Below are 13,695 nucleotides of genomic sequence, written 5' to 3'. Positions count from 1 at the left end.
TTCAGCGCGTGGCCGCCAGCTGGCGCAGGTCTTCCTGGTAGGCCTGCAGCCGGCGCACCGCCTGCGCGCGCTGGCTGGCGGTGGTGCTGTTGTGCAGCGCCGCCGTGTTGCGGCAGCCTTCCTGCAGCAGCGCCTGCTGCTGGTCGCGCCAGGGTCCGGGCGGCGGCTCAGCGATGCGCTGGATGTAGTCGTGCAGCGCGGCGCGCGCCTCGGCGGGCGATGGCTTGCCGGCGACGAAGCCGCGCAGCACCGCCAGTGCGTCCTGCTGGCGCCTGCGGCGCTCGGCATCCGTCAGCCGCGGGTCGAACACCGACTGCGCCGCCTGCTGCTTGAGCAGGTCGCGCTGCTCGTCGGTGAGCCGGCCATAGAAATCCTCGGCCCGGTCGAGGGCCCGGTCGTAGCGCTTTTCCTGCACCTGCGCCGGGGTGCGCTCGAGCCAGCCCTTGCGGTATTCGGCGTTGATCTTCGCGTACTTGCGTTCCAGCTGCTGCAGCTGGGACTCGCTCAGGCTGAGCGCCAGTTCGGTACCAGCGGGCTCGGCGCGCTCGGTCACGGCCAGCAGGCGCTCGCGGATGCGGTCGGTCATGGCGCAGACCTGTGCCGGCGTCACCTCGCCCGGCGCCAGCGCCTGCGCCTCCTGCAGCAGCGAGGCGATGCGCGGCAGCTCGTTCTGCCGGTGCCAGGCCAGCAACTGCTCGAGTTCGTCGCGCACCTTCGGTGTCTGCGCACCGTTGAAGTCCAGGTAGGCGTCGAGCCGCCAGTAGCTCACCGTGGGCAGGTTGTTGTAGGCCAGCTTGATCGCGCTGCAGGCGCCCAGGGCGGCGGCGGCAAGCAGCACGCCGATAATCCGCGCCACTGCAGCGCAACGAAATCGGGAAGAAAAACGCATGAATCAAACTCCGCAACAAGACAACCAGGGGCCGGTCGACATCGTCATCATGGCCGCCGGCAAGGGCACGCGCATGAAAAGCAGGCTGCCCAAAGTGTTGCATCGGTTGGGTGGCCGCGCCCTGCTGGCGCATGTGGCGGGCACCGCCGCGCGCATCGGTGCGCGCAGCGTGGTGGTTGTCACCGGGCACGGCGCGGCCGAAGTCGAGGCTTCGCTGGACAGCGGCATCCCTGGTGCCACGCTGCGCTTCGCGCGCCAGGAGCCGCAGCTCGGCACCGGCCACGCGGTGCAGCAGGCCGCGCCGCTGCTGCCGGACGACGGCACGGTGGTCGTGCTGTCGGGCGACGTGCCGCTGATCGGCGAGGACACGCTGCGTGCGCTCATCGCGGCCAGCGGGGGGCAGCGGCTCGCGCTGTTGACCATCGAATTCGACGACCCGAGCGGCTACGGCCGCGTCATCCGCGCGGCGGGCGGTGGCGAGGTCATTGCCATCGTCGAGCACAAGGACGCAAGCGAAGCGCAGCGTGCCGTGCGCGAGATCTACAGCGGCGTGATGGCAGTGCCCGCGCGCCTGCTCAAGGGCTGGCTCGCGCGGCTGGACAACAGGAACGCGCAGGGCGAGTACTACCTGACCGACGTGGTGAAGTTCGCCGCCGACGACGGCGTGCCCGTGGTCGCGCACGTCACCGCCGACGCCCTTCAGGTGGCCGGCATCAACAGCCCCGCCCAGCTCGCGGCGCTCGAACGTGCCTGGCAGCTGCGCCAGGCCAACGCGCTGATGGAGCAGGGCGTGCGCCTGGCCGACCCGGCGCGCTTCGACCTGCGCGGCACGCTCGAATGCGCGGGCGACGTGGAGATCGACGTCAACTGCATCTTCGAAGGCATGGTGTCGCTGGGCGAGGGCGTGCGCATCGGTGCCAATTGCGTGATTGCCAATGCGCGCATCGAGGCCGGTGCAGTGATCCACCCGTTCACCCACGTCGACGGCGAGAAGGCTGGCGTGACGGTGGGTGCGGGCGCACTCGTCGGCCCCTTCGCGCGGCTGCGTCCCGGCGCGCAACTGGGCGCAGAGGTCCACATCGGCAACTTCGTCGAGGTCAAGAACTCGACGCTGGCCCCCGGCGCCAAGGCCAACCACCTGGCGTACCTGGGCGACGCCACCGTGGGCGAGCGCGTCAACTACGGCGCGGGCAGCATCACCGCCAACTATGACGGCGCCAACAAGCACCGCACCGTGATCGGCGACGACGTGCACGTGGGCAGCAACTGCGTGCTGGTGGCGCCGGTCACCATCGGCGCGGGCGGCACCATCGGCGGTGGGTCGACCATCAACAAGTCGACCGAGCCGGGCGCGCTGACCGTGGCGCGCGGCAAGCAGGTCAGTTTCCCGAACTGGAAGCGCCCGCAAAAAAAACCGAAGGCCTGATCGCCTTCTTCCTCATGCCCGGGGTGCCAGCGGCACCTGGGGCTCGAACTTGGCGCGCTTGAGGCTGAAGAAGGCCTTGACGTTGCGCACGTTCGCATCGGCCGTGAACAGGCGCTGCGTGAGCGCGCCGTAGTCCGGCATGTCGCGCGCGGCCACCACCAGCACGAAGTCCGGCCCCGGCGACACGCGCCAGCACTGCTGCACCGCGTCGTCTGCGATCACGCGGGCCTCGAAGGCGTCGAGCGACGCGGCGTCCTGCCGGTCGAGCGAAATCTCGATCACCGCCTGCAGGCCGTGGCCCAGCGCCGCGGCGAGCCGGTCGGGCGACAGCAGCGCGACCTGGCGTTCGATGAGCCCTTGCTCGTGCAACCGCTGCACCCGGCGCAGGCAGGTGGGCGGCGAGATGCCGGCATCGGCGGCCAGGCGCTGGTTGGTCTGCGAGGCGTCGCGCTGAAGGGCGTCGAGCAGGCGCAGGTCTATTGAATCTAGCGATATTGATTCCATATTCGGTGAAATTATGGAATAAAAATCCATACATGTAATAGCATGAAATAAAAAGTCAAAACTATCGGTATTAAGAAGACATATTTCTTTCTGGCGTGCCTACCATTCAGGCTCCTCTCCATTCAAAAGGCAGCTCACCATGTGCGGCATCGTCGGGGCAGCGTCCCATCGCAACATCGTTCCGGTCCTGGTCCAGGGCCTTCAGCGGCTCGAATACCGCGGCTATGACTCGTGCGGCGTGGCGGTGCACGCTGGTGGCCTGACGCGCGCGCGCACCACCTCGCGCGTGGCCGACCTCGTGGCGCAGGTGCGCGACGACAAGGTCGAAGGCCTCACCGGCATCGCCCACACGCGCTGGGCCACGCACGGTGCGCCGGCGGTGCACAACGCCCACCCGCATTTCAGCCATGGCCCCGGTGCCGATGCGCCGGCCGCGCGCCCAGGCCGCATCGCGCTCGTGCACAACGGCATCATCGAAAATCACGAAGCCCTGCGCGCCACGCTCGAAGCCAGGGGCTACGTGTTCGAGAGCCAGACCGACACCGAGGTCATCGCTCACCTCGTCGACAGCCTCTACGACGGCGACCTGTTCGAAGCCGTGAAGGCCGCCGTGCTGCAGCTGCACGGCGCTTATGCCATCGCCGTGATCTGCCGCGACGAACCGCAGCGCGTGGTCGGCGCACGCGCGGGTTCGCCGCTGATCCTCGGTGCGGGCAAGGACGGCGCAGAGAACTTCCTCGCCAGCGACGCGATGGCCTTGGCCGGCGTGACCGACCAGATCATCTACCTCGAAGAAGGCGATGTGGTCGACGTGCAGCCCGGCAAGTACTGGATCGTCGACAGGAACCACAAGCCCGTGACGCGCGTCGTGCGCACCGTGCAGGCCCACAGCGGCGCGGCCGAGCTCGGCCCCTACCGCCACTACATGCAGAAGGAAATCTTCGAGCAGCCGCGTGCCATCGGCGACACGCTCGAAGGCGTGGAAGGCATCGTGCCCGAGCTGTTCGACGGCGTCGGCCAGGATGGCGCCACGGGCGCCAGCGCCCACCGCGTGTTCCAGGACATCGACAAGATCCTCATCCTCGCCTGCGGCACCAGCTACTACAGCGGCTGCGCCGCCAAGTACTGGCTCGAAGGCATCGCGAAGATTTCCACGCAGGTCGAGATCGCGAGTGAATACCGCTACCGCGACTCCGTGCCCGATCCGAAGACGCTGGTCGTCACCATCAGCCAATCGGGCGAAACCGCCGACACGCTGGCCGCGTTGAAGCATGCGCGCTCATTGGGCATGGAGCAGACGCTGACCATCTGCAACGTGGCCACCAGCGCGATGGTGCGCGAGTGCAAGCTGGCGTACATCACGCGGGCGGGCGTGGAGATCGGCGTGGCGTCGACCAAGGCCTTCACCACGCAGCTCGCGGGCCTGTTCCTGCTCACGCTGGCCATCGCGCAGGCGAAGGGCCGGCTGAGCGAAGCCGACGAGGCGCGCTACCTGAAGGAGATGCGCCACCTGCCTGTCGCGCTGCAGTCGGTGCTGGCGCTGGAGCCGCAGATCATCGGCTGGGCCGAGGACTTCGCGCGCAAGGACAACGCGCTGTTCCTGGGCCGCGGGCTGCACTACCCGATCGCGCTCGAAGGCGCGCTCAAGCTCAAGGAAGTGACGTACATCCACGCCGAGGCCTACGCCGCCGGCGAGCTCAAGCACGGCCCGCTCGCGCTGGTGACGAGCGAGATGCCCGTGGTGGCCGTCGCACCGAACGATGCGCTGCTCGAGAAGCTCAAGAGCAACCTGCAGGAAGTGCGCGCGCGCGGCGGCGTGCTCTACGTGCTGGCCGACGGCGACACGAAGATCACGAGCAGCGAAGGGCTGCACGTGATCCGCATGCCGGAGCACTACGGCGCGCTCTCGCCGATCCTGCACGTCGTGCCGCTGCAGCTGCTGGCGTATCACACGGCGTGTGCGCGGGGGACGGACGTGGACAAGCCGCGCAACCTGGCGAAGAGCGTGACGGTGGAGTGAGTGCGGGCGAACGCCAGGTGCTTTGCCCAATCACAATAAAGTCAGTCAAGAACAATAGAGTCTGTCGCACTCACAACTCAAACTGAGTTCAAGGGCGCTTTTGCCCGCGGCAGGTTCTTTGCCATTAATGTCCGGGACAGTGCGTTGATGTCTGAGGCAACCCATCGGCGGGGGCAAGCGTTGGCGGTATGGGGTACCCGGATCGATCACCAGCGAGAGCACGCGACCGAATTAACTGAAGCCCATGCCCAGATACGTTTCCGGCCCCTTCCGCCGCTCGAGAGCCGCGCCACTCGCCGTGCTGTGGAGCGCGATCGCGGCGCTGTGCATCGGTTGCGCCGCCAGCCGCACCGAGCCTGATCCCTCGCCGCCGCACGACACGCTGCGGCAGATGGCCACCCGCTACGGCATCTGCAGCGTCGCCATCGCGGTGGTCAGGAATCGCCAGCTCCAGGCCGTCGATGCGGCGCCGGGATGCACGACCGACTCGCCAACGACGCCCGATAGCGTCTTCGAGGCCGCTTCGCTCAGCAAGCCCGTGTTTGCGTACGCAGTGCTGATGCTGGTGCAGCAAGGAAAGATGGACCTCGACGCGCCGGTGGCGAAGTACCTGCCGAACGGGTATTGGCACCGCTTTCGACCGCATCTCGCTGATTCGCAAGCCGATCTGGTGTCCGATGCGCGCCTGCAGGCGGTCACGGTGCGCATGGCGCTGAACCATACTTCCGGTCTGCCCAACTGGGCTGGCGGACCTCTGGGCTTCGATCGCAAGCCCGGCGAGCGGTGGCAATACTCGGGCGAAGGCTACGTGCTGCTGCAGCGCGCCGTCGAGGCGGTCACGAACGAGAAGCTCGACGACTTCATGGAGCGCCAGGTGTTCCAGCCGCTCGGCATGACCCGCAGCGGATACTCGAGCAAGCCGCGCCTGGAGAAATACATCGTCCCACGCGTGGGCAAGGATGGCGCACCGATGAAGCTGCGGCCTTTCCTCACGCCAGTGTCCGCGTTCACGCTCTACACCAGCGCGCACGACTACGGCCTCTTCCTCGCGGCGCTGCTCAACGATGAACGCTCGCTGCGACAGATCGTCGAGTCCCCAGTGCCGGTGAACCCGAAGCTGAATCTGAGCTGGGGACTGGGCTGGGGCCTCGAACAAGACAAGGCCGACACCCTCATCTGGCACTGGGGCAACAACCCCGGCTACCGAGCCTTCGTGATCGCATCGCCGCGAACTGGAGACGGCTTCATCATGTTCACCAACAGCGATGGCGGCCTGCGGCTGGCCGAGCCGCTGAGCAACAAGATCCTGCCGGGACCGCACAAGCTGTTCCGTTTCCATCTGCTGCGCGAAGGGCTCGACAACCTGCTTTGCGAGACGTTCGATGTCTGCCTCTAGCATCGGCCTGCGAGTCAACCAGCAGGCAGCTACCTTCGGCATCGGCATCGGCATCGGCATCGGCATCGGCATCGGCATCGGCATCGGCAGCGGGCAGTCATCGCGCGCTCCGTTCCGCTTGCTGCGCCTCCTTTTTGTGAATGTCCAGCCCGTACGAACCAGACTAGAAGCTTCGCAGCGAACTTTGCCCGGGCGATATCGATTTGTTGCAGCGGGTGATCGGCGCCGCTATGCGGACACGGAGTTTTCCTACGAATTTGCCGGCATCGCCGCTTCATCTTTCGGGCTCCCCACAACTCAACTGGAGCCCATGATGCCTACTTCCCGACGCGCGGAGCCCGACGCCTGCAGCCTCCTGGACACCGACCATCGCAACGTCAAGAAGCTGTTCAAGGAGTATGAGGAACTCGCTCACTCGCGCGCGGCTTCTGCGGAGAGCAAGAAGCGCGAACTCGCCAACCACATCTGCACGGAACTCACCGTCCATGCACAGATAGAGGAAGAGATCTTCTACCCCGCGGTGCGCGCGGCCATCAAGGAGACGGACCTGCTCGACGAAGCCGAGGTGGAGCATGCAAGCGCCAAGGACCTGATCGCGCAGATCCAGGAAGCCACGGAGATCGACGAAAAGTTCGATGCCAAGGTCATCGTCCTTGGCGAATACATCGACCATCATGTGAAGGAAGAGCGCAACGAGATCTTCGTGAAGGCGCGCGCCGCCCGCGGCCTGGACCTGGTCGCCATGCGCGGGCAACTGGCCGCGCGCAAGGAAGAGCTGATGGAGGAACTCGGCGCCATGGCCTGAGTTCGCGCGCAGGGGGTTCTCCGCAAGACCGAAGGCGATCTCATAGCAATGCGCTATGAGATCAATATGCTCAATCTGGTTGTTGAAGGGGCAGTCCAAACCTAGACTGGCTCCGATCGCGAGTGATCGACAACCAAAGGAGAACCCCTTGTCCGATGAAACGAAGTGCCCCTTCCCGGGCCATGCGCGCACGCACTCCATGACGGGTGCTTCGGCAAATGCAGGCTGGTGGCCCAACCAGCTGAACCTGAAGCTGCTGCACCAGCACACCGCCAAGTCCAATCCCATGGGCGAGGCGTTCGACTATGCCGAGGAGTTCAAAAGCCTCGACCTCGACGCGGTGATCAAGGACCTCCAAGCCCTGATGACCGATTCGCAGGATTGGTGGCCCGCCGACTACGGCCACTACGGCCCGCTGTTCATCCGCATGGCCTGGCACTCCGCGGGCACCTACCGCACCTCCGATGGCCGCGGCGGCGCGGGCAACGGCGCGCAGCGCTTCGCCCCCCTCAACAGCTGGCCCGACAACGGCAACCTCGACAAGGCGCGCCGGCTGCTGTGGCCGATCAAGCAGAAATACGGCCGCAAGATTTCCTGGGCCGACCTGATGATCCTCACCGGCAACGTCGCACTGGAGTCGATGGGCTTCAAGACCTTCGGTTTCGCCGGCGGCCGCCCGGACATCTGGGAGCCCGAAGAGGACATCTACTGGGGACCGGAAGGCAAGTGGCTGGCCGACGAGCGCTACAGCGGCGACCGCGAGCTCGCCAATCCGCTGGCCGCCGTGCAGATGGGCCTGATCTACGTGAACCCCGAAGGACCGAACGGCAACCCCGACCCGCTCGGCTCGGCGCGCGACATCCGCGAGACCTTCGCCCGCATGGCCATGAACGACGAGGAGACCGTGGCGCTGACCGCAGGCGGCCACACCTTCGGCAAGGCCCATGGCGCGGGCGACCCGGCCAAGGTCGGCGCGGAGCCTGAAGGCGCCGACATCGAGGAACTGGGCCTGGGCTGGAAGAACAGCTTCGAAAGCGGTATCGGCGTCCACACCACCACCAGCGGTATCGAAGGTGCCTGGACCCCCACGCCCACCAAGTGGGACAACAGCTACTTCGAGACGCTGTTCGGCTACGAATGGGAACTCACCAAGAGCCCCGCGGGCGCGCACCAGTGGAAGCCCAAGGGCAGCACCGGCGCGGACACCGTGCCCGATGCGCATGACCCGGCCAGGCGCCACGCCCCGATGATGACCACCGCCGACATGGCCATGCGCGTCGATCCGGCCTACGAGAAGATCTCGCGCCGCTACATGGCCAACCCGCAGGAATTCGCTGATGCGTTCGCCCGCGCCTGGTTCAAGCTGACGCACCGCGACATGGGGCCGCGTGCCCGCTACCTCGGCGCGCTGGTGCCGAAGGAAGAGCTGATCTGGCAGGACCCGATTCCCGCCGTGGACCATCCGCTGGTCGACGACAAGGACGTCGCGGCGCTGAAGGCCAAGGTCCTCGCCTCGGGCCTCACCGTATCGCAACTCGTGGGCACGGCCTGGGCCTCGGCCTCGACCTTCCGCGGCAGCGACAAGCGCGGCGGCGCCAACGGTGCGCGCATCCGCCTCGCGCCGCAGAAAGACTGGGAGGCGAACCAGCCGGCCCAGCTGTCGAAGGTGCTGTCGGTGCTGGAAGGCATCCAGAAGGAGTTCAACGGCGCGCAGTCCGGCGGCAAGAAGGTCTCGCTCGCCGACCTGATCGTGCTGGCCGGCAATGCGGCGGTCGAGGCCGCGGCGAAGAAGGCCGGGCAGGACGTGACGGTGCCCTTCTCGCCGGGACGCATGGACGCTTCGCAGGCGCAGACCGACGCTGTCTCCTTCGCTCCGCTGGAGCCGCAGGCCGACGGTTTTCGCAACTATCTCCGCAAGGGGATCGACGGGGCGTCCGCCGCGGGGCTGCTGCTCGACAAGGCGCAGCTGCTGACCCTCACCGCGCCCGAGATGACGGTGCTGGTCGGCGGCCTTCGCGTGCTGAATGCGAACGTCGGCCAGTCCGGCAACGGTGTCTTCACCAAGCGCCCGGAGACTCTGAGCAATGACTTCTTCGTGAACCTGCTCGACATGAACACCGGGTGGAAGAAGTCCGCGACGACCGACGGCGTGCTGGAGGGACGCGACCGCAAGACGGGCGCGCTCAAGTGGACGGGCACGGTGGCCGACCTCGTGTTCGGTTCCAACTCGCAGCTGCGCGCGGTCGCGGAAGTCTATGCGGCCGGCGATTCGCAACAGGTCTTCGTGCGGGACTTCGTGGCCGCCTGGACCAAGGTGATGAACCTCGATCGCTTCGACCTGCGGTGATTGCGGGCGGCCGGTCGCGGCCGCGCCGAGCAGCAATACAGCCCGAGCCTGGTTCCGGAGAGTCCCGAACCAGGCTCGGGCGTATTCAAGGACAACAGCCTTCGACACCAGGAGCCTTGCATGAAACCCCAGCCCATCGAATACGCCGCCGCTTCCGAGGAAGTCAGAGCGGTCTTCGACGACATCAGGACCACGCGCAACGTGCCGGACGTCAACAATTTCTGGAAGTACCTCGCCAACGACCCGGCCACGCTCAGGCGCACCTGGAGCAGCCTCAAGGAAGTGATGGCGCCCGGCGCGCTCGACCCGGTCGTGAAGGAGATGGTCTATCTCGCCGTGAGCGTCACCAACAGCTGCGGCTATTGCATCGCGAGCCATCACGCCGGTGCCGAGAAGGCCGGCATGACGCCCGCGATGTTCGCCGAGCTGATGGCCGTGGTCGGCATGGCCAACGAGACCAACCGGCTGGTGAACGGCTACCGCGTGCCCGTCGATCCGGCCTTCGACAAATAGCGGGTGTCGGCGGCGCGCGTTCAGCCGATCGTCATCAGGCTCGCGTTGCCTCCGGCCGCAGCCGTGTTGATGCTGAGTGCGCGCTCCACCACGAGGCTTTCGAGCGGTATGTCCGCGTCGCCGGGCGCGAAGGCGCGTACGCCGACGATCGGGCCCGGGCGCGCCGCGATGCGCTGCATCACGCCCGGCAGGCCTTGCGCGCTGCCGTGGCGTAGCGCGGCGTCGAACACCACGGTGTCGGACGCCCAGTCGTTCGCGATGGCCACGCACTGCTGCACTTCGGCCGGCAGCGAAGCGCGAAGGCCCTGCGCGGCGGCGTCGGCGGGCCAGATCGCGGTGCTGCCGACCGACAGCACGGCGGCCAGCTGCGCCAGCCGGTCCGCTTCTGCATCCGCACCCGGGTCGACCAGGCACAGCACCGCTTCGCGCGGCGCCAGCGTGTAGACGTTGCGCTCGCCGGTCGGGCCGGCCAGCGTGCGCGAACTGCCCGAGCGCGACTGCGCGGCAAAGCGCGCGCATTGCGCCGCCAGCGCGGGGCGGCCGGTGGCTTGCGCCCAGCGCGACAGCGCCGACAGTCCGGCCTGCGGCGCCGAAGCGGCATCCGCCACCGCGCGCGCCATCGCATCGTCGGGCCGCGCCGACAGCATGCGCAGCATGTACAGCGGCCCGCCGGCCTTCGGCCCGGTGCCCGACAGGCCCTCGCCGCCGAACGGCTGCACGCCCACCACCGCGCCGACGATGTTGCGGTTCACATAGACGTTGCCCGCCTTGGCGTTCTCCACGATCTGCGCGATGGTTTCGTCGATGCGCGTGTGCACGCCCAGCGTCAGCCCGTAGCCCGTGCCGTTGATCTGCCCGACCAGCGCACCCAGGTCGCGGCGGCGGTAGCGCACGAGGTGCAGCACCGGTCCGAACACCTCGCGCTGTAGCTCCGCGATGCTGTCGAGCTCGATCAGCGTGGGCACCACGTAGGTGCCGTTGCGCGTGTCGTGCGCGTATTCGCGGGCCTGGCGGAAGACCTTGCGGCCCTTCGAGCGCATGGCCGCGATGTGGCGCTCGATGCCGTCGCGCGCCTCGGCGTCGATCACCGGGCCGACGTCGACGGCCAGCCGCGCGGGGTTGCCGATGGAGGCCTCGGCCATCGCGCCCTTGAGCATCTCGACGAGCCGGTCGGCAGCTTCCTCCTGCACGCACAGCACGCGCAGCGCGGAGCAGCGTTGTCCGGCGCTGTCGAAGGCCGAGGCCATCACGTCCGCGACCACCTGCTCCACGAGCGCCGACGAGTCGACGATCATCGCGTTCTGCCCGCCGGTCTCCGCGATGAGCGGCACGGGTGCGCCATGCGCGCCCAGCCGCTGCGAGAGCGTCTTCTGCAGGATGCGCGCCACCTCCGTCGAGCCGGTGAACATCACGCCCTGCACGCGCGCGTCCGCCACCAGCGCGGCGCCGACGGTTTCGCCCCGGCCGGGCAGCAGCTGCACCGCGGCGCGCGGCACGCCGGCCTCCCACAGCACGCGCACCGCCTCGGCCGCGACGAGCGGTGTCTGCTCGGCTGGCTTGGCCAGCACCGGATTGCCCGCCGCGAGCGCGGCCGCCACCTGGCCGGTGAAGATCGCCAGTGGAAAGTTCCACGGGCTGATGCAGACCATCGGGCCGAGCGCGCGGTGGGTGTCGTTCGAGAAGTCGCTGCGCGCCTGCGCCGCGTAGTAGCGCAGGAAGTCGACAGCCTCGCGCACTTCGGCGATGGCGTTGGCGAACGTTTTTCCGGCCTCGCGCGCCAGCAGGCCGAGCAGCCGGGGCATGCCTTCCTCGAGCTTGCCGGCGGCGCGTTCGAGCAGGGCGGCGCGTTCGGCGGGTGGCGTGGCGGCCCATGCCGGAGCGATGCCATGGGCCTGGGCAATGGCCGATTCGACGTCGGCCAGCGTGGCTTCCTGCACCTGTCCGACGATGTCGCGATGGTCGGCGGGATTGGCGACGTCGGCCGCCTCGCCGTGCGGCACGGCTTGCGCGAGCATCGGCGCCGCGTGCCAGTTTTCAAGGGCGCTGCCGGCCAGCGCATGGCCCAGTGCGCGAAGGCTGTCGTCGTTTGCGAGGTCGAGCCCTTGCGAGTTGGCGCGCTGCTGGCCGTACAGCGCCGCGGGCAGCGCAATGGCCGGATGCGGCAGGCCCATCGTGCCTTCCTGCGCAGCCATGCGCTCGACCGTGGCGACCGGGTCTTCCACCAGCGCGTCGAGCGGGATCGCCGGGTCCGCGATGCGGTTCACGAACGAGGTGTTGGCACCGTTCTCCAGCAGGCGGCGCACCAGGTAGGCCAGCAGCGTCTCGTGCGTGCCCACCGGCGCGTAGATGCGGCACGGCCGCCCGAGCGGGCCGACCACCTGTTCGTACAGCGGCTCGCCCATGCCGTGCAGGCACTGGAACTCGTATTGCCCCGGCTGATAGCGCGACGGCTCCGCCATCGTGTAGATCGCGGCCAGCGTGTGGGCGTTGTGGGTCGCGAACTGCGGGTAGACGGCATCGGGCGCATCGAGCAGCTTGCGCGCGCAGGCGAGGTACGACACGTCGGTGTAGGCCTTGCGCGTGTAGACCGGGTAGCCGCCGAGCCCGTCGATCTGCGCGCGCTTGATCTCGCTGTCCCAGTAGGCGCCTTTCACCAGGCGCACCATCAGCCGGTGCCGGCTGCGGCGCGCGAGATCGACCACGAAGTCGATCACGAACGGGCAGCGCTTCTGGTACGCCTGGATCACGAAGCCGATCCCGTTCCAGCCCGCGAGCGCCGGCTCGAAGCACAGCCGCTCCAGCAGGTCGAGCGAGAGTTCGAGGCGGTCGGCTTCCTCGGCGTCGATGTTCAGGCCGATGTCGTACTGCTGCGCCAGCAGCGCGAGCTCGCGCAGCACCGGATACAGCTCGGCCATCACACGCGCGTACTGCGCGCGGCTGTAGCGCGGGTGCAGCGCAGAGAGCTTGATCGAGATGCCCGGCCCTTCATACGCGCCGCGGTGGTTCGAGGCCTTGCCGATCGCGTGGATCGCCTCTTCGTAGGCCATGCGGTAGCGCTTCGCGTCTTCCATGGTGAGCGCCGCTTCGCCGAGCATGTCGTACGAATAGCGAAAGCCCTTGGCCTCCAGCTCGCGCGCATTGCCGAGCGCCTGTGCGATGGTTTCGCCGGTGACGAACTGCTCGCCCATCATGCGCATCGCCATGTCCACGCCCTTGCGGATCAGCGGCTCGCCGCCCTTGCCGATCAGGCGCGTGAGCACGGCTGACAGGCTGGTTTCGCTGTGCGTGGCCACGAGCTTGCCCGTCAGCAGCAGGCCCCAGGTCGCGGCGTTGACGAACACCGAAGGGCTGCGGCCCGCATGCGATTGCCACTGGCCGTGCGCGATCTTGTCGCGGATCAGCGCGTTGCGCGTCTCGGCATCGGGAATGCGCAGCAGCGCCTCGGCCAGGCACATCAGCGCCACGCCTTCCTGCGACGACAGCGCGTATTCCTGCAGCAGGCCCTGCACGAGGCCGGCGCGGCCGCCTGCGTTCTTGCGGTCGCGCAATTGCTGCGCGACGCGGTGGGCGAGTTCCTGTGCTTCCTCTGCCTGGCCTTTGGGCAGCCGGGCCTGCGCGAGCAGCGGTGGCAGTGCCTGCGGTTCGGGGCGGCGACAGGCCGCTGTGATGAGGGCGCGCAGCGGCGAGGGATCGGGCGGCAGTCCGTCGGCGAATGCCGTGAAGGAAGAGGGCAGAGGGTCGGGGCTCATGGGAGGCTTGTGCTGGGGATTGTTGGATGATCCGCGTCCCGATGCC

At 67.9% G+C, this 13,695-nt stretch carries 9 protein-coding genes; 6 read left to right on the top strand and 3 right to left on the bottom strand.

The window, feature by feature from the left end:
• Window position 1 precedes the first annotated feature (1 nt).
• Window positions 2–889, bottom strand: a complete 888-nt coding sequence (locus ACCC97_RS13030) for a DUF6279 family lipoprotein (RefSeq protein WP_413333194.1) — start codon at window positions 887–889, stop codon at window positions 2–4.
• Here ACCC97_RS13030 and glmU point away from each other — a divergent pair.
• Window positions 888–2,315 carry a bifunctional UDP-N-acetylglucosamine diphosphorylase/glucosamine-1-phosphate N-acetyltransferase GlmU gene (gene glmU / locus ACCC97_RS13025; protein WP_413333192.1) on the top strand — a complete coding sequence of 476 codons (1,428 nt, stop codon included), beginning with the start codon at window positions 888–890 and terminating at the stop codon, window positions 2,313–2,315. The two genes, ACCC97_RS13030 and glmU, sit on opposite strands and share 2 nt — an antisense overlap.
• Before the next feature lie 12 nt (window positions 2,316–2,327).
• On the opposite strand, the gene ACCC97_RS13020 is transcribed toward glmU, so the two are convergent.
• Entirely contained in the window at window positions 2,328–2,819 is a 492-nt protein-coding gene (locus ACCC97_RS13020; RefSeq protein ID WP_007831511.1) for an Lrp/AsnC family transcriptional regulator, read from the bottom strand.
• 139 nt (window positions 2,820–2,958) lie between these two features.
• On the opposite strand from ACCC97_RS13020, the gene glmS reads away from it, so the two are divergent.
• The 5 genes from glmS to ACCC97_RS12995 all read left to right on the top strand — a co-directional run bounded on the left by glmS (window position 2,959) and on the right by ACCC97_RS12995 (window position 9,900).
• Window positions 2,959–4,839 (top strand): glutamine--fructose-6-phosphate transaminase (isomerizing), encoded by a 1,881-nt coding sequence (gene glmS / locus ACCC97_RS13015; protein WP_413333189.1) that lies wholly within the window; start codon window positions 2,959–2,961, stop codon window positions 4,837–4,839.
• Between the two features lie 244 nt (window positions 4,840–5,083).
• Complete coding sequence (locus ACCC97_RS13010; protein WP_413333187.1) at window positions 5,084–6,235, top strand: serine hydrolase domain-containing protein; 1,152 nt, start codon at window positions 5,084–5,086, stop codon at window positions 6,233–6,235.
• Between the two features lie 313 nt (window positions 6,236–6,548).
• Complete coding sequence (locus ACCC97_RS13005; RefSeq protein ID WP_413315344.1) at window positions 6,549–7,040, top strand: hemerythrin domain-containing protein; 492 nt, start codon at window positions 6,549–6,551, stop codon at window positions 7,038–7,040.
• Between the two features lie 148 nt (window positions 7,041–7,188).
• Complete coding sequence (gene katG / locus ACCC97_RS13000) at window positions 7,189–9,387, top strand: catalase/peroxidase HPI (protein WP_413333185.1); 2,199 nt, start codon at window positions 7,189–7,191, stop codon at window positions 9,385–9,387.
• Between the two features lie 120 nt (window positions 9,388–9,507).
• On the top strand, window positions 9,508–9,900 hold the full coding sequence (locus tag ACCC97_RS12995; RefSeq protein ID WP_007836531.1) for a carboxymuconolactone decarboxylase family protein: 393 nt from the start codon (window positions 9,508–9,510) through the stop codon (window positions 9,898–9,900).
• Window positions 9,901–9,920: 20 nt separating this feature from the next.
• Here the strand turns inward: ACCC97_RS12995 and putA are convergent, their stop codons facing one another.
• Window positions 9,921–13,649: a trifunctional transcriptional regulator/proline dehydrogenase/L-glutamate gamma-semialdehyde dehydrogenase gene (putA, locus tag ACCC97_RS12990; RefSeq protein WP_413333183.1), complete on the bottom strand. Its 3,729-nt coding sequence runs from the start codon at window positions 13,647–13,649 to the stop codon at window positions 9,921–9,923.
• Window positions 13,650–13,695 lie beyond the last annotated feature (46 nt).

The sequence above is a fragment of the Variovorax sp. Varisp85 genome, from assembly GCF_047304045.1.
GTDB lineage: Bacteria > Pseudomonadota > Gammaproteobacteria > Burkholderiales > Burkholderiaceae_C > Variovorax.
Note: the sequence above shows the minus strand (reverse complement) of the source record. Positions and strands in the feature narration are given on the sequence as shown.

What these genes read in the sequence shown, in the direction of transcription:
- ACCC97_RS13030 (WP_413333194.1), bottom strand. Translation starts at nt 889, where the DNA reads ATGCGTTTTTCTTCCCGATTTCGTTGCGCTGCAGTGGCGCGGATTATC.
- ACCC97_RS13005 (WP_413315344.1), top strand. Translation starts at nt 6,549, where the DNA reads ATGCCTACTTCCCGACGCGCGGAGCCCGACGCCTGCAGCCTCCTGGAC.
- ACCC97_RS13010 (WP_413333187.1), top strand. Translation starts at nt 5,084, where the DNA reads ATGCCCAGATACGTTTCCGGCCCCTTCCGCCGCTCGAGAGCCGCGCCA.
- glmS (WP_413333189.1), top strand. Translation starts at nt 2,959, where the DNA reads ATGTGCGGCATCGTCGGGGCAGCGTCCCATCGCAACATCGTTCCGGTC.
- putA (WP_413333183.1), bottom strand. Translation starts at nt 13,649, where the DNA reads ATGAGCCCCGACCCTCTGCCCTCTTCCTTCACGGCATTCGCCGACGGA.
- ACCC97_RS13020 (WP_007831511.1), bottom strand. Translation starts at nt 2,819, where the DNA reads ATGGAATCAATATCGCTAGATTCAATAGACCTGCGCCTGCTCGACGCC.
- glmU (WP_413333192.1), top strand. Translation starts at nt 888, where the DNA reads ATGAATCAAACTCCGCAACAAGACAACCAGGGGCCGGTCGACATCGTC.
- ACCC97_RS12995 (WP_007836531.1), top strand. Translation starts at nt 9,508, where the DNA reads ATGAAACCCCAGCCCATCGAATACGCCGCCGCTTCCGAGGAAGTCAGA.